This is a genomic window from Aeromonas sp. DNRA1 (assembly GCF_963888745.1).
Taxonomy (GTDB): domain Bacteria; phylum Pseudomonadota; class Gammaproteobacteria; order Enterobacterales; family Aeromonadaceae; genus Aeromonas; species Aeromonas hydrophila.
Genome location: NZ_CAWPKQ010000001.1, coordinates 295,166 through 311,605, shown reverse-complemented (window position 1 = coordinate 311,605; position 16,440 = coordinate 295,166). Strand labels below are relative to the sequence as shown.

Below are 16,440 nucleotides of genomic sequence, written 5' to 3'. Positions count from 1 at the left end.
AACACTTGGTGAGAAAGGTCATATGGATATCTTGCGTGGTGCCCCCGCACTGTCTGAGTTTCGTGTCCAAAAACTGCTGCAACGCTTCGCGCAGATGAAACAGGAGAGAGGAGTAGAGATAGAGGATGTCTATGCCGAATACGTGCACTTTGCCGAGCTCTCGAGCCCGCTGTCGCCCCCGGAGCGAGCGACCTTGGGCCAGCTCCTGCGCTACGGCCCGACCATCCCCGAACACACCCCCAGCGGTCAGCTGTTTCTCGTTACCCCCCGCCCCGGCACTATCTCCCCCTGGTCTTCCAAAGCAACCGACATCGCCCACAACTGCGGCCTGAATCAGGTCAAGCGGCTCGAACGCGGCATCGCCTATTACGTGCAGGCCAAGGGTGAGCTGAGCGCCGCCCAGCGTGCCGACGTGGCCGCCGTGCTGCACGACCGCATGATGGAGATGGTGTTTGGCGAGATGAACGAGGCAGTTGCCCTGTTTGCCCATCACGAGCCGCGCCCCTTCACCCAGGTGGATGTGCTGGGCGGTGGTCGCGCCGCGCTGGCCGACGCCAACGTGGCGCTCGGTCTGGCGCTGGCCGACGACGAAATTGACTATCTGGTGGAGAATTTCACCAGGCTGGGTCGCAACCCCAACGACATCGAGCTCTACATGTTTGCCCAGGCAAACTCCGAGCACTGCCGCCACAAGATCTTCAACGCCGACTGGACCATCGACGGTGAGCAGCAGCCCAAGTCGTTGTTCAAAATGATCAAGAACACCTTCGAGCAGACGCCGGATCATGTCCTGTCTGCCTATAAAGACAACGCTGCGGTGATGGAAGGAAGCCAGGGTGGCCGCTTCTTCCCGAGCCCCGCCAGCGGCGAGTATCACTATCATCAGGAGCGCGTCGACATCCTGATGAAGGTGGAGACCCACAATCACCCGACTGCCATCTCCCCCTTCCCGGGTGCCGCTACCGGCTCCGGCGGTGAAATTCGCGATGAGGGTGCCACCGGTCGCGGTGCCAAGCCCAAGGCGGGTCTGGTGGGCTTCTCGGTCTCCAACTTGCGCATCCCCGGCTTCGAACAGCCCTGGGAGCAGGATTTCGGCAAGCCGAGCCGCATCGTCAGCGCGTTTGACATCATGCAGGAGGGGCCGCTCGGCGGCGCCGCCTTCAACAACGAGTTCGGCCGTCCGGCCATTCTCGGCTACTTCCGTACCTTCGAAGAGCAGGTGCCGAGCCACAACGGCGTCGAGGTGCGTGGCTACCACAAGCCGATCATGCTGGCAGGTGGTATCGGCAACATCCGCAGCGAGCACGTCCAGAAAGGGGAGATCCCGGTGGGGGCTGCCCTCATCGTGCTGGGCGGCCCGGCCATGAACATCGGTCTGGGTGGCGGCGCCGCATCAAGCATGGCCTCCGGCCAGTCGGCAGAAGATCTCGACTTTGCCTCGGTGCAGCGTGACAACCCTGAGATGGAGCGTCGTTGCCAGGAGGTGATCGACCGCTGCTGGCAGCTGGGGGACGACAACCCCATCGTCTTCATCCACGACGTGGGGGCCGGTGGCCTCTCCAATGCCATGCCGGAGCTGGTGAGCGACGGCGATCGCGGTGGTCGTTTCTCCTTGCGTGCCATTCCGAACGACGAGCCGGGCATGAGCCCGCTCGAGATCTGGTGCAACGAATCCCAGGAGCGTTACGTACTGGCGGTGGCCCAGGAGAAGCTGCCGCTGTTCAAGGCGCTGTGCGAGCGCGAGCGCGCACCCTACGCTGTCATCGGTACCGCTACCGAAGAGAAGCATCTCACTCTCTCGGATGAGCACTTTGACAACCACCCCATCGACCTGCCGCTGGACGTGCTGCTGGGCAAGACCCCTAAGATGCACCGCGAGGTTGCAAGCCTGCCGGCGCAGGGCAAGCCGCTGGCGCTTGATGGCATCACCCTGGGCGAGGCTGCCGAGCGGGTGTTGCGTCTGCCCACCGTGGCGGAGAAGTCCTTCCTCATCACCATCGGCGATCGCAGCGTAACGGGCCTCGTCAACCGCGATCAGATGGTCGGTCCCTGGCAGATCCCGGTGGCCGATTGCGCCGTCACTGCCGCCACCTACGACAGCTACCACGGCGAAGCCATGTCCATGGGCGAGCGCACCCCGGTGGCGCTGCTTTCCCACGCTGCCTCTGCCCGTATGGCGGTGGCGGAAGCGCTCACCAACCTGGCGCCGGCCCACATCGGCTCGCTCAAACGGGTCAAGCTCTCCGCCAACTGGATGGCCGCTGCCGGTCACCCGGGCGAAGATGCCGGCCTCTACGAGGCGGTCAAAGCGGTGGGCGAGGAGCTCTGCCCGGCCCTTGGCATCACCATCCCGGTGGGCAAGGACTCCATGTCCATGAAGACCCGCTGGCAACAGGATGGCAAGGAGCACAGCGTCACCTCGCCGCTCTCCCTGCTCATCTCGGCGTTTGCCCGGGTGGAGGATGTGCGCAACACCGTCACGCCGCAGCTGCGTACCGATCTCGGTGAGACCGACCTTATCCTCATCGACCTTGGCAACGGCAAGCAGCGCCTCGGTGCCTCTGCGCTGGCCCAGGTCTATCGCCAGCTGGGTGACAAGGCCCCGGATCTGGACAACCCGGTCCAGCTCAAGGGGTTCTTCAACGCCATTCAGGCGCTGGTGGCGGATTGCAAGCTGATCGCCTATCACGACCGCTCCGACGGCGGCCTGTTCGTCACTCTGGTGGAGATGGCCTTCGCCGGTCACTGCGGCCTCGACCTGCAGCTGGATCGCATCGGCGGCGAACTGCTGCCGGCCCTGTTCAACGAAGAGCTGGGCGCCGTCATCCAGGTGCGTCGTGAAGATAAAGAAGCGGTGATGACCCTGCTGGCCGGTCACGGCTTGGCGGCTTGCTCCCATGTGCTCGGTACGGTGCGTGAAGGGGATCTCATCACCCTGCAGCGGGCCGGTCAGGAGGTCTACCGCGCCAGCCGTACCGCTCTGCGTACCATCTGGGGCGAGACCAGCTGGCAGATGCAGCGCCTGCGCGACAACCCGGAGTGCGCAGATCAGGAGCATGCCGCCCGTCAGGACGCAGCCGACCCTGGCCTGCAGGCCAAGCTCAGCTACAACCCGGCCGAGGATGTGGCTGCACCCTATATTGCCCGCGGGGTATCCCCCCGTCTGGCGGTGCTGCGCGAGCAGGGGGTCAACTCTCACGTGGAGATGGCGGCGGCGTTTGACCGCGCCGGCTTTGCGGCGGTGGACGTGCACATGAGCGACATCCTCGAGGGGCGCATCAAGCTGGATGCGTTCCAGAGCCTGGTGGCCTGTGGCGGCTTCTCCTACGGCGACGTGCTGGGGGCGGGCGAAGGCTGGGCCAAGTCCATCCTGTTCAACGACGGTGCCCGCGAGCAGTTCCAGCGCTTCTTCGAGCGCAGCGACACCCTCTCCCTGGGGGTGTGCAACGGTTGCCAGATGATGTCCAACCTGCGCGAGCTGATCCCGGGGGCCGATCTGTGGCCGCGCTTCGTGCGCAACCGCTCCGAGCGCTTCGAGGCCCGCTTCAGCCTGGTGGAAGTGCAGGACTCCCCGTCGGCCTTCTTCGCCGGCATGGCGGGCTCGGTGATGCCGATTGCCGTCTCCCACGGGGAGGGGCGAGTGGAGGTGCGCGATGCCGCTCACCTGGCGGCACTGCAACAGAGCGGGCTGGTGGGGCTGCGCTTCGTCGACAACCGCGGTCAGGTGACCGAGCAGTACCCGGCCAACCCGAACGGTGCACCGGCGGGTATCACCGCGGTCACCACCACGGACGGGCGCGCCACCATCATGATGCCGCACCCGGAGCGGGTGTTCCGCACCGTGGCCAACTCCTGGCACCCGGACAACTGGGGCGAGGACGGCGCCTGGATGCGGATGTTCCGCAACGCCCGGGTACGTCTGGGTTAAGTTCGCAATGAAAACAAAAAACCGGCCCCTGTGGCCGGTTTTTTTATGGGAGTGAGACCAGTAAAGGGCGTTGCAGGACAAAGGGAAGCGGGGGAAAAGGGCGAGGCAGACAGCGCGCTGCTGCTTCATGGTGCCGCCACTTCGAAGATGAGAGGGGGTCGGTGGTTGTAGCGGGGCATGGGGCTGTGGGCCGACGGTCGAGAAAGATAACGCTCCGTCCCGCTTCAGGCTCCCGAGAGGCGAGGCGGGGACTCGGCGAGTCGCGCTGGGCAGATAAAAAAACCGGCCACTTGGGCCGGTTTTTTTGGGTGGCGTGAAATCAGTGCAGCACCACGTTCTGGAAGCCCTGCACCAGGCTGATGACCGGCTGGGGATAGAGACCCAGCGCCACCACCAGCGCGGCGGAGAGCAGCACCACCAGACCACCGGAGGTGATGGCCCAGTCTCCCTTGGCGTCGCGCAGCTGCATGCCGGGTTCGCGCAGGTAGAGGGTGACCATGACCCGCAGATAGTAGTAGAGACCCAGCGCACTGCCGAGCACGATAGCGCCGGAGAGCCACCACAGCTTCGCATCGACGGTCACCCCGATCAGGTAGAACTTGCCGATGAAGCCGAGCGTCATGGGGATACCGGCCAGCGAGAGCATCATCACGGTCAGCACGGCGGTCAGGTAGGGACGGCGCCAGAACAGGCCGCGGTAGCTGTGCAGGGAGTCCGCATCCTTGCCGCGATAGGGGCTGGACATCATGCTGATGACGCCGAAGGCCCCCAGGCTGGTGAACAGATACATCAGCAGATAGACGCCGGCCGCTTCCACCGGCATCTGGCCGAGACGGCTCGCCACGATCACCGCCAGCAGGTAGCCGAAGTGGGAGATGGAGGAGTAACCCATCATCCGCTTGATGTTGGTCTGCAGCAGAGCCAGCAGGTTGCCGATGACGATGGAAACCACCGCCATGGCGGCCAGCAGCCAGTGGATCATGGGATCCGCTGCGGCGGGCACCGCCAGGTAGAAGCGCAGCAGCACGCAGAACACCGCGATCTTGCTGACGGTGGCGAGGAAGGTGGCCACCGGTGCCGGCGCCCCTTCGTACACGTCCGGGGTCCAGAGGTGGAACGGTGCCAGGGAGAGCTTGAAGGCAAAGCCGACCAGCATCAGACCCAGACCGCCCATCAGCAGCGGGTGGTGGGCCGGGGTGGTGGCTAGGGTCAGCCCCAGATCGCTGAAGCTCAGGCTGCCGGCCTGGGCATAGAGCAGCGCCATGCCGAACAGCAGGAAGGCGGTGGCGGCGGCGGAGAGCACCATGTACTTGATGCTGGCCTCCAGCGAGTGGCGCTCGCGATAGGCGTAGCCCACCAGACCGAACATCGGCAGGGTCAGCATCTCGATCCCGATAAACAGGGAGGCGAGGTGACGTGAGCCGGCCAGCACCAGGCCACCGGCGGTGGCGATCAGCAGCAGCAGGTAGAACTCTTCCCGGTTGTCCGGATAGCCCTTGAGCCAGGAGCGGCCGAAGGTACAGGTCGCCAGGGCGCCGATAAGCACCAGGCCCATGTAGAAGACGGCGTAGCCATCGATCTGCAGCAGCGGGGTGACCCCCTGATCTCCTTGCGCCATCACGATGGGCAGGGAGAAGAGTGCCAGGTTGAGACCGGCGATGGTGACCACGAAGGCGGTGTCATCGCACCGTTTCCAGGCGATGGCCAGCATCAGGGCCACCATGGCCCCGGTTGTCAGCAACAGGGGCAGCAGGGCCAGCAGTTGCGAAGCGGTGAAGGTCATTGCAGTGCTCCTGTAATGGACAAGGAAGGCAACAGGGCCAGCGGTTTAACAGCGGTCACTCTCATTGCAATGCTCCTGCGAAGGGCAGGGCGTACCAGTGCAGCACGCTCAGCAGGCTGTTGCCCGCGGTGTCGAGCACAGGTTGGGGATAGACACCGAGCAGCACCAAAAGACCGGCAATGGTCATCATCATCACCAGCTCGCGGCTGTCGAGTCCCTTGAGGACGCTCTCGTCCTTGGGGGTACCGAAGCAGGCGCGCTGCAGCATGATGAGGGAGTAGACCGAGGCCAGCACCAGGCCGAAGGTGGCGATGATGGTGAGCACGGGGGCAACCTGGAAGCTGCCGATGAGGATCAGGAACTCGCCGACGAAGTTGCCGGTGCCCGGCATCCCCAGAGAGGCGACCGAGAAGAACAGCATCACGCCGGGCAGGTAGCGCAGACGACCCCACAGCCCGCCCATCAGACGCAAGTCCCGGGTGTGCAGCCGCTCGTAGAGCTGACCGCACAGGATGAAGAGGCCGGCGGCGGAGAGGCCGTGGGCGATCATCTGTACCACGGCACCCTGCAGGGCCAGTTCGCTGCCGGAGTAGATGGCGATCATCACGAAGCCCATGTGGGAGATGCTGGTGTAGGCCACCAACCGTTTGATGTCGGTCTGGGCGAACGCCACGATGGCGCCGTAAACGATGCCGATGAGACCCAGCACCATGGCGTAGGGGGCAAATTCGGCGGACGCCTCGGGGAACAGCGGCAGGGCGAAGCGCAGCAGGCCGTAGGCGGCGGTTTTCAGCAGGATCCCCGCCAAGTCCACGGAACCCGCGGTCGGTGCCTGGCTGTGGGCATCCGGCAGCCAGCCGTGCAGCGGTACCAGCGGCATCTTGACCGCGAAGGCGATAAAGAAGCCCAGCATCAGCAGCCACTGCACACCCTTGCTCATCGGGGTATTCAGCAAGTCCTGATAGTCAAAGGTGAACACGCCGGTGGCGGCATGGTGAGTCAGCACCAGGCCCAGGATGGCGACCAGCATGATGAGGCCGCTGACCTGGGTGTAGATGAAGAACTTGGTGGCGGCGTTGATCCGGGATTTGCCGTCGGTGACCGAGTGGCCCCACAGCGCAATCAGGAAGTACATCGGCACCAGCATCATCTCCCAGAAGAAGAAGAACAGGAACAGGTCCAGCGCCATGAAGACGCCGAGTACGCCACCCAAAATCCACAACAGGTTGAGGTGGAAGAAGCCGATGCGCTGCACGATTTCCTTCCAGGAACAGAGGATGGCCAGCACGCCGATGAAGCAGGTGAGGATCACCATCAACAGCGACAAGCCATCCACCGCCAGGTGCAATGAGATGCCGAAGCGGGGGATCCAGGGCAGTTGCAGTTCGGCGGCCCAGACGGGCACGCCGCCCTGGGCTGCCAGGGTGAAGTCACCGCTCCACCAGATGGCGCAGGAGAGCAGCAGGCAGGCGCTCATCGACAGCAGGGCGACCCAGCGTACGAAGTACTCGCCGAATCGCTCGGTCTGCCAACAGAGCAGACCGCCGATGAAGGGTATTAACAAGATCCAGAGTAAGGTCACGATATCAGCTCTCGTCTATGTTCTAGTCACTGTGCAGGCCCGTGGGCTTGCTGCGAGTTCAGGGGCTGCATCACGGAATCAGCCGAGCAGCAGCAGGGCCAGGATCAGGGCGGCGCCCATCCCCATGGAGGCTGCATACCAGCGCAACTTGCCGGAAACGGTCCAGGCCAACAGCTGGTGGCCACTCTGTGCCAGCCAGGCCGGCAGGTTCATCATCCAGTCCAGCGGATCCTTGCCGAGCAGCCGGGTCGCCAGCAGATACGGCTTGACCCACAGCTGATCGTAAAGCCAGTCAAAGCCCCAGGCATTGAACCAGAGAGTGCTGAGCAACTTGCCCGGCGCGCTGTTGGCCACGCTGCTGGCCAGACGGCGCTCACCCAGGAACAGGAAGGCGGCCAGGGCAATGCCGGCGATGGCGATGATGGCGGAGGTGATCTCCAGCCCATGGCGCCCCTCTTCGATGTGATCCCCCGGCCCTGCCGGCAGTACCCCTGCCAGCGGCGGCACGATCAGTGCGCCGATACCGGTGGAGAGCACCAGCAGGACCAGCAGCGGCAGCTGATGGGCCAGACCATGACCGGCGTGAGCCTGGGTCTGCTCCTTGCCGTGGAAGGCGATGAAGATCAGGCGGAAGGTGTAGAGGGAGGTGAGGAAGGCACCGCCCAGACCGGCCCACAGCAGGGCGCTCTGGCCACTGGCCTGCACCTGCCACAAGATGGCGTCTTTACTGTAGAAACCTGCGGTCACCAGCGGCAGCGCGGCCAGGGCCGAGCCCCCTACCAGGAAGCAGGCATAGACCAGCGGCAGGCTCTTGCGCAGGCCTCCCATTTTGAAGATGTTCTGCTCATGGTGGGTCGCGACGATCACGGCACCGGCGGAGAGGAACAGCAGCGCCTTGAAGAAGGCGTGGGTCATCAGGTGGAAGATGGCCCCTTCCCAGGCGCCAACACCGAGGGCCAGGAACATGTAGCCGATCTGGCTCATGGTGGAGTAAGCCAGGATCCGCTTGATGTCGGTTTGCACCAGGGCGGCAAAGCCTGCCAGCACTAGCGTGATGGCACCGACCAGCGCCACCAGATGCAGGATCTCGGGGGCCAGCAGGAACAGACCGTGGGTACGGGCGATGAGATAGACACCGGCGGTCACCATGGTGGCCGCGTGGATCAGCGCCGAGACCGGGGTCGGGCCCGCCATCGCATCCGCCAGCCAGGTTTGCAGCGGCAGCTGGGCCGATTTGCCGACGGCGCCGCCAAGCAGCATCAGACAGGCAAACGACAGGGCAGGGGAGCCCTCGGCAAACATCAGCGGTGCGCGTACCAGCAACTCGTGAATGTTGAGGGTACCCAGCTCCCGGTAGAGGACGAACAGACCGATGGCGAGGAACACGTCGCCGACCCGGGTCACCACGAACGCCTTGAGGGCGGCGGCGCCGTTGGCCGGGTTGCGGTAGTAGAAGCCGATCAGCAGGTAGCTGCACAGCCCCACCCCTTCCCAGCCGAGGTAGACGAACAGCAGGTCATCGGCCAGCACCAGAAACACCATGCTGGCGATGAACAGGTTGGTGTAGGTGAAGAAGCGCGAATAGCCCTCTTCCCCGCGCATGTACCAGGAGGCGAACAGGTGGATGAAGAAACCCACCCCGGTGACCACGCCGAGCATGGTCAGCGACAGGCCGTCCAGCGCCAGGCGGAAGGTCGGGGTGAATTCACCCACCGAGATCCACTGCCACAGGGTCTGGGTATAGGCGCCGCCAGCTGGCATGGTGTTGAGAAAATCGATGCCGACCCACAGGGTAGTGAGGGCCGACAGCCCTATGCTGCCGACGCCGATGAGCGCAGCAGTACGCTCGCCGAAACGACCGATGGAGAAGGCCAGCACCAGCCATCCCAGCAGCGGAAACAGAAAAGTCAGGTATAGGAGGCTCATCCGCGCATCTCGCTCACAGTGTCCACGTTGAGGGTGTGGTAACGACGATAGAGCAGCAGTAACAGGGCGAGGCCGATACTGGCCTCCGCTGCCGCCAGAGAAATCACCAGTATGTACATGATCTGGCCATCAGCCTGGGCCCAGCGGCTGCCAGCCACCACGAATGCCAGTGCCGACGCGTTCATCATGATCTCGATACTCATGAGGATAAACAGCAAGTTGCGACGTATCAGCAGGCCGCACAGGCCGATACAGAACAGCACGGCAGCCAGCAGCAGGCCGTGTTCCATCGGGATTCCGTTCATCATTGACCTCCTTCTTGAGACGGATGTGCCGAGGCTTTTGGCACGGAGAGCACTTCCCCGCTCTTGTCTTCACGGCCCAGGTGATAGGCGGTGACCAGACCCGCCAGCAGCAGGATGGAGGCAAGCTCCACCGCCAGCACGTAAGGACCGAACAGGGCGATGCCGACCGCTTTGGCACTGACGTCGGTCAGACCAAGTTCACCGCCGGTGACCCCGAGAATGCCGTAGGCCAGAAAACCCAGCAGAATGAGCGAAAGCAGGCCGGGGCCCACCCAGGTGGTGGGGGTGAGCCAGTTCTTTTCCTGATCCTGGGCCGAGCCCAAGTTCAGCATCATCACCACGAACACGAACAGCACCATGATGGCGCCCGCATAGACGATCACTTGCAGGGCGCCCGCGAAGGAGGCGCCCAGGCAGAAGAAGATCATGGCCACGGCGATGAGGGAGATAATGAGATTGAGCAGCGCGTGCATCGGATTGCTGGTGCTGATCACCCGCAGCGTGCTGTAAATGGCGACCAGGGCCGCGGCATAGAATGCCAGTTCCATGATTGACTCCTCAGGGCAGCAGGCTCTTGACATCGATGGGCTTGGCTTCGTTCTCGGCATCCCCTTTCGGCTTGCCGTCGATGGCCATCCCGCTCATGCGGTAGAAGTTGTAATCCGGATACTTGCCGGGTCCGCTTATCAGCAGATCTTCCTTCTCGTACACCAGATCCTGGCGGCGGTACTCGCCCATCTCGAAATCCGGCGTCAGCTGGATAGCGGTGGTGGGGCAGGCCTCTTCGCACAGGCCGCAGAAGATGCAGCGGGAGAAGTTGATGCGAAAGAACTCCGGGTACCAGCGACCATCTTCCCGCTCGGATTTCTGCAGCGAGATGCAGCCGACCGGGCAGGCCACCGCACACAGGTTGCAGGCCACGCAGCGTTCGTCGCCGTCCGGATCGCGGGTCAGCACGATGCGGCCGCGATAGCGGGGCGCCGCATAGACGGCCTGTTCCGGATAGTTGAGGGTCTCGCGGGGGCTCCAGGCATGGGAGAACACCATCCCCAGGCTGCGCAATTGGGTGCCGACACCCTTGATGATGTTAATAATTTTCATAGTCGTGCCTCACTGCACATTCATCAGCACCACAGCCCGCACCGGCTGCATCCCGAGCGGGATGCAGGGCGGCGGGCAAGCAGACGTTCCAGCCAAACGGCATCACAATTTTTCTGTCCATTGCGGCCTCACTGCGCATTCATCAGCACCACGGCGCCGGTGACCAGCATGTTGAGCAGGGTCAACGGCAGGCAGACTTTCCAGCCAAACGACATCACCTGGTCAAAGCGCGGGCGGGGCAGGGAGGCCCGCAGCAGGATGAAGAACACCATGAAACAGGCGGTCTTCAGGGCAAACCAGATGAAGGGCGGCAGCCAGGGGCCGTGCCAGCCACCGAAGAACAGGGTCACGATGAGCGAAGAGATCAGCACGATGCCGATGTACTCGCCCACGAAGAACAGACCCCATTTCATGCCCGCATACTCGATGTGATAACCGTCGGCGAGCTCCTGCTCGGCTTCCGGCTGGTCAAACGGATGGCGGTGGGTGACGGCGACGCCGGCAAACAGGAAGGTGATGAAACCCAGGATCTGGGGGATCACGTTCCACAGTCCTGCCTGGGCTTCTACGATATCCCGCAGGTTGAAGCTGCCGGTCTGGATGACGATGCCCATCAAGGAGAGGCCGAGAAACACCTCGTAGGAGAGGGTCTGGGCCGAGGCGCGCAGGCTGCCGAGCAATGAGTACTTGTTGTTGCTCGACCAGCCTGCGAACAGCACGGCGTAGACCGCCAGCCCCGCGATGGCCAGGATGTAGAGCAGCCCCACGTTGAGGTCCGCCACGCCCCAGGTGGGGGTGATGGGCACCACCGCAAACGCCAGGATGAAGGCGGTAAAGGCGATGATGGGGGCCAGCACGAAGATCCGGCGATCGGCGAACGGCGGGATCCAGTCCTCTTTGAAGAACATCTTGATCATGTCGGCCGCCAGCTGCAGCAAGCCGAAGGGGCCTACCCGGTTGGGGCCGTAACGATCCTGCCACAGCGCCAGCAGACGGCGCTCGATGAAGCTCATGAAGGCGCCGGCCCCCACGATCCCCACCAGCACGATCAATGCTTTGCCGATTTCCAGCAACAGATCGATCAGAGAGTCGCTCATGCGATGGCCTCCTGTAGGTTAGCGAGATATTGCTGGTGCAGGGCGGTCGGCAGACCGTTGACACCAAGCGGCAGGCCCACCAGACCTGTGCTCAAATGCTCGCTCAGACGCAGGGTCAGTCGCCAGTGGTGGCCACCCCAGGAGAAGGCAACCTGGCTGCCGGCATTGAGGGCGAGACGGTTGGCGTCGGCCGGGTTCATTACCAGCACGGGCTCGCTCATGCGGGCCTGGATGACCGGGCTTCTGGCAGACAGCTCTTCGCCGCCAAACAGTTGGTCATAGCTCACCACCTGCAGCGCCTCTTTGGCGCTGAACGGGGCGGGGACGGCGTCGAACCAGCCGAGGCTGTCCTCGCCCGCTTCCAGCAGACGGCGACCGGGATCCCCGGCGCGCAGGTTGCCACCCACTTCATCCTGGAACTTGTTCCAGGCGGACGGGGAGTTCCAGCCCGGCGCCCAGGCGAACGGTACCTGTTGCAGCGGCTGGCGGGCACCGGCGTAGCCTTCCATGGAGAAGTTGAAGGGCGAGTCGGGATCCTGAGCGACTCTGGGCTCGCTCACGTTCTGATCCGCCAGCATGGAGGTGCGGCCACTGTAGCGGTGCGGCTCGCGGGCGAGCTTCATGCCACGGATGCGCAGACCCGCGTTGGGTGCGGCTTCGCGCATGCTGGTCAGCAGCGGGGCGCTGGCGGCGCAGGCACTGCTCACCTCGTCGAAGGTGTTCCAGCGCAGCGGTTTGCGATCCAGCACGCCTTGCAGGGCGGCCAGCCAGCGCCAGCTCTCGCGCACCTGGATGTCGGCGTTGTAGAAGGCGGGGGCATAGACCTGGAAGAAACGCTGGGCGCGGCCTTCCATGTTGATGAGGGTACCATCGGCCTCGGCGAAGCTGGCGGCAGGCAGCACCAGGTTAGCCTTCTGGGCGGTGCCGGTGTCCTGATGGTCGATCACCAGCAAGTGCTGAAGATGGTCGATGGCGGCATCGACCCGGCTGCGCGGTGCGCGGCGGTAGAGATCGTTCTCGAGCATCACCAGCGCGAGCTTCTCTTCTCTTTCGATACGATCAAACGCGGCTTCCAGCGGGGCGGCATTGCCGGCCAGCATGGCCAGCCCCAGGCTGTTGGTCTCCTGGGCTACCAGAGCGAGCTCCACGGCCTGGCCACGGCCCTTGAGGGCGCGGGCGATGTTGCTGGCCGCCTCGAGCAGCGCCTGGCTGCGGGCACCGGTGCCGGCGATGATGAGCGGCTTCTTGGCGTTGCCGAGCAGCGCTGCCCAGCTGGCGGCCAAGGCCTGTTGCTCGGGGGCGAGATCGGTCAGGGCTGGGGCGCTGCCATCGAGCAGATGGGCGATGGCGAAGCCGAGGCGCGCCTGATCCGCGTGGGGGGCGTGCAGGGTGCCGCTCGCCACGTCGTCCAGTCGGGTGCTGTCCAGGCTGGTGATCAGCAGCGGGTAGCGCTCGTTCTGGGCTAGGGTCTGTACCGCGGCGACCTGCCACAGGTCCACCTTCAGCTTGCGGGCGATTTCGCGGCCCTTGCCCTTGACTGCCTGACGCAGGGCCAGGGCGATGCGGGCGGCGGTCTGGGTGACATCCTCGCCGAGCACCAGCACGGCGTCGGCCTCTTCCATGTCGCGCAGGCTGGGGGTGCGCACGCCACCGTGCTGCAGGATCTGCAGCATCTTCTGCAGGCATTCCCATTCGCTTTGCTCGACACCGCTGTAGAAGTTGGCGGCACCCACCAGCTCGCGCAGGGCGAAGTTGCTCTCCAGCGAGGCGCGGGGCGAGCCGATGCCGATGACGCCGGCGGCGGTGCGCAGGGCATCGGCGGCCCGGTTCAGGGCACCGTCCACCGTGATGGCCAGCTTGTCATTGCCATCCTGCAGCAGGGGCTGGCTCGGGCGGTCGGTCAGATTGACGTGGCCGTAGCCGAAGCGGCCGCGGTCGCACAGGAAATAGTGGTTGAGGGCGCCGTGATAACGGTTCTCGATGCGGCGCAGCTCGCCATAACGCTCACCCGGGCTGATGTTGCAGCCGACCGAACACCCTTGGCAGATGCTGGGGGCGAACTGCATGTCCCACTTGCGGTTGTAGCGCTCGGAGTGGGTCTTGTCGGTGAACACGCCGGTGGGGCAGACCTCCACCAGGTTGCCGGAGAACTCGCTCTCCAGGGTGCCGTCCTCGACCCGGCCGAAGTAGACGTTGTCGTGGGCGCCGTAGACCCCGAGATCCTCGCCACCGGCGTAGTCCTTGTAGTAACGGACGCAGCGATAGCAGGCGATGCAGCGGTTCATCTCGTGGTTGATGAAGGGGCCTAGCTCCTGATTCTGGTGGGTGCGCTTGGTGAAACGGTAGCGGCGGCTGTTGTGGCCGGTCATCACCGTCATGTCCTGCAGGTGGCAGGAGCCACCCTCTTCGCACACCGGGCAGTCGTGGGGGTGGTTGGTCATCTGCCACTCCACCACCGTCTTGCGGAACTCCTTCGCCTCTTCATCCTCGATGGAGATATAGGTGCCATCGGTGGAGGGGGTCATGCAGGACATGACCAGGCGGCCGCGCTTGTCGTCGGCATTCTGATACTGCTTCACCGCACACTGGCGGCAGGCGCCGACGCTACCGAGCGCCGGGTGCCAGCAAAAATAGGGGACGTCCAGACCAAGGGACAGACAGGCTTGCAGCAGGTTATCTGCCCCGTCTACCTCGTACTCTTTACCGTCTACATGAATGGTGGCCATACAACTTCCCTGACTTCAATGAGATAAATTCTTTGGCTCGCGCCGGTTCAGCGGGCGCACTGCGCGCTTTACCAGCGCTCGCCCAGCAGGTTGGGCTGGATACCCTTGAGCTGCTTGCGATTATCCTGCGGCGCCTTGACGCCGGCCTCGAATTCGGACCGGAAATACTTCATCGCACTGCCCAGCGGCTCGATGGCGCCAGGGGCATGGGCGCAGAAGGTCTTGCCTGGGCCGAGGAAGCTGACCAGCTGCTCCAGGGTGGCGAGATCCCCTGGCTGACCTTCGCCTCGCTCCAGCGCGCGCAGCAGCTTGACACTCCAGGGCAGGCCATCGCGGCAGGGAGTGCACCAGCCGCAGGACTCGCGGGCGAAGAACTCTTCCATGTTGCGCAGCAGGGAGACCATGTTGATGCTGTCATCCACCGCCATGGCAAGGCCCGTGCCCATCCGGGTGCCGACCTTGCCGATGCCGCCGGCGTACATTTGGGCATCCAGGTGCTCGGGCAGCAGGAAGCCGGTACCGGCTCCGCCCGGTTGCCAGGCTTTCAGGCGATAGCCGGGCTTCATGCCACCGGCATAGTTTTCGAACAGCTCACGGGCGGTGATGCCAAACGGCAGCTCCCACAGGCCGGGGTTGTTGACCTTGCCGGAGAAGCCCATCAGCTTGGTGCCGTGATCTTCCGAACCCGGCAGCGCCAGCCCCTGATACCAGGCCACACCGTTGCCGATGATGGCGGGTACGTTGCACAGCGTTTCGACGTTATTGACGCAGGTCGGCTTGCCCCAGACGCCGGAAACGGCGGGGAAAGGGGGTTTGGCGCGCGGGTTGGCGCGGCGACCCTCTAGGGAATTGATAAGCGCCGTCTCTTCGCCGCAGATGTAGCGACCCGCGCCGGTGTGGACGAACAGCTCGAAGTCAAAGCCCGAGCCCAGGATGTTCTTGCCGAGCAGACCGGCAGCCTTGGCCTCCTCCACCGCGCGGCGCAGGTTGGCGGCGGCATCGACGTACTCGCCGCGCAAGAAGATGTAGCCACGGTAGGCCTTGAGGGCCTTGGCCGAGATGATCATCCCCTCGATCAGTAGGTGGGGCAGTTGCTCCATCAACAGCCGATCTTTGTAGGTGTTCGGCTCCATCTCGTCGGCGTTGCAGAGCAGGTAACGGATGTTCATGCTCTCGTCTTTGGGCATCAGGCCCCACTTCACACCGGTGGAGAAACCGGCGCCGCCGCGACCCTTGAGGCCGGCATCCTTGACGGTGCCGACGATCTCGTTCGGGCTCATCTGGCTCAGTGCCTTGCGGGCCGCATCGTAACCCTGCTTGCTCTGGTATTCATCCAGCCAGACCGGCTGGCCGTCGTCGCGCAGCCGCCAGGTGAGGGGATGGGTCTCGGCCGCGCGGGCGATGCGGTTGGCGGTACCAAGGGATGCCAGACTCATGGGTAAGCCTCCAGGGTCTTGAGCAGGCTGACGGCGTCGAGCCCACCGTAGGTGTCATCGTCGATCATCAGCGCCGGCCCCTTGTCACAGTTGCCGAGGCAGCAGACCGGCAGCAGGGTGAAGCGGCCGTCGGCGGAGGTCTGGCCGGGGGCCAGGTCCATCACCTCTTTCAGCCCGGCCAGCAGTTGTTCGTGGCCGTTGATGTAGCAGACCATGCTGTCGCAGACGCGGATGATGTGGCGACCAACCGGCTGGCGGAAGATCTGGCTGTAGAAGGTGGCGACCCCCTCCACGTCGCTGGCGGGGATGCCGAGCTCGGCGGCGATGGCGTGGATGGCACCGTCAGGTACCCAGCCGCGGGCCTGCTGCACTATCTTAAGCGCTTCAATGCTGGCAGCACGGGGATCTTCGTAGTGGTGTTTCTCATGCTCGATGGCATCGCGTTCTGCCTGGCTCAGGGCGAAATCGTTCCCCTTGCCCTGGCATGAACTCTGTCCCTGCGGGGACTGATTGTGTTGGCACTGACATTGCTGGCTCATGGCTTAACCTTTTGTGG

General features: G+C 64.1%; 11 protein-coding genes. 1 reads left to right on the top strand and 10 read right to left on the bottom strand.

Annotated features, from left to right (window positions below; all coding sequences use genetic code 11):
* Positions 1-22: 22 nt before the first annotated feature.
* Positions 23-3,928, top strand: a complete 3,906-nt coding sequence (purL, locus tag AACQ43_RS01395; RefSeq protein ID WP_168965531.1) for a phosphoribosylformylglycinamidine synthase — start codon at positions 23-25, stop codon at positions 3,926-3,928.
* 319 nt (positions 3,929-4,247) lie between these two features.
* Here purL and nuoN read toward each other — a convergent pair whose 3' ends face one another.
* The 10 genes from nuoN to nuoE form a co-directional block, all read right to left on the bottom strand.
* Complete coding sequence (nuoN, locus tag AACQ43_RS01390) at positions 4,248-5,711, bottom strand: NADH-quinone oxidoreductase subunit NuoN (RefSeq protein WP_017410206.1); 1,464 nt, start codon at positions 5,709-5,711, stop codon at positions 4,248-4,250.
* Positions 5,712-5,772: 61 nt separating this feature from the next.
* The gene (gene nuoM, locus AACQ43_RS01385) at positions 5,773-7,293 is read right to left on the bottom strand and encodes an NADH-quinone oxidoreductase subunit M (protein ID WP_016350413.1); all 1,521 of its coding nucleotides are present in this window, start codon (positions 7,291-7,293) and stop codon (positions 5,773-5,775) included.
* A gap of 78 nt (positions 7,294-7,371) precedes the next feature.
* The gene (nuoL, locus tag AACQ43_RS01380) at positions 7,372-9,219 is read right to left on the bottom strand and encodes an NADH-quinone oxidoreductase subunit L (RefSeq protein ID WP_168965529.1); all 1,848 of its coding nucleotides are present in this window, start codon (positions 9,217-9,219) and stop codon (positions 7,372-7,374) included.
* Positions 9,216-9,524 carry an NADH-quinone oxidoreductase subunit NuoK gene (gene nuoK / locus AACQ43_RS01375; RefSeq protein ID WP_005299823.1) on the bottom strand — a complete coding sequence of 103 codons (309 nt, stop codon included), beginning with the start codon at positions 9,522-9,524 and terminating at the stop codon, positions 9,216-9,218. Before nuoK ends, nuoL begins: the two co-directional genes overlap by 4 nt.
* Positions 9,524-10,072: an NADH-quinone oxidoreductase subunit J gene (nuoJ, locus tag AACQ43_RS01370; protein ID WP_011705659.1), complete on the bottom strand. Its 549-nt coding sequence runs from the start codon at positions 10,070-10,072 to the stop codon at positions 9,524-9,526. Before nuoJ ends, nuoK begins: the two co-directional genes overlap by 1 nt.
* Positions 10,073-10,082: 10 nt before the next feature.
* The gene (gene nuoI / locus AACQ43_RS01365) at positions 10,083-10,625 is read right to left on the bottom strand and encodes an NADH-quinone oxidoreductase subunit NuoI (RefSeq protein WP_011705660.1); all 543 of its coding nucleotides are present in this window, start codon (positions 10,623-10,625) and stop codon (positions 10,083-10,085) included.
* A gap of 128 nt (positions 10,626-10,753) precedes the next feature.
* Positions 10,754-11,722, bottom strand: coding sequence for an NADH-quinone oxidoreductase subunit NuoH (gene nuoH / locus AACQ43_RS01360; RefSeq protein WP_011705661.1), 969 nt, complete (start codon positions 11,720-11,722; stop codon positions 10,754-10,756).
* On the bottom strand, positions 11,719-14,448 hold the full coding sequence (gene nuoG / locus AACQ43_RS01355) for an NADH-quinone oxidoreductase subunit NuoG (RefSeq protein ID WP_168965527.1): 2,730 nt from the start codon (positions 14,446-14,448) through the stop codon (positions 11,719-11,721). The genes nuoH and nuoG overlap by 4 nt, the downstream gene beginning before the upstream one ends.
* A 68-nt stretch (positions 14,449-14,516) precedes the next feature.
* Positions 14,517-15,884 carry an NADH-quinone oxidoreductase subunit NuoF gene (gene nuoF / locus AACQ43_RS01350; protein WP_102988977.1) on the bottom strand — a complete coding sequence of 456 codons (1,368 nt, stop codon included), beginning with the start codon at positions 15,882-15,884 and terminating at the stop codon, positions 14,517-14,519.
* Positions 15,881-16,423, bottom strand: coding sequence for an NADH-quinone oxidoreductase subunit NuoE (nuoE, locus tag AACQ43_RS01345; RefSeq protein WP_076359673.1), 543 nt, complete (start codon positions 16,421-16,423; stop codon positions 15,881-15,883). The genes nuoF and nuoE overlap by 4 nt, the downstream gene beginning before the upstream one ends.
* Positions 16,424-16,440: the final 17 nt, after the last annotated feature.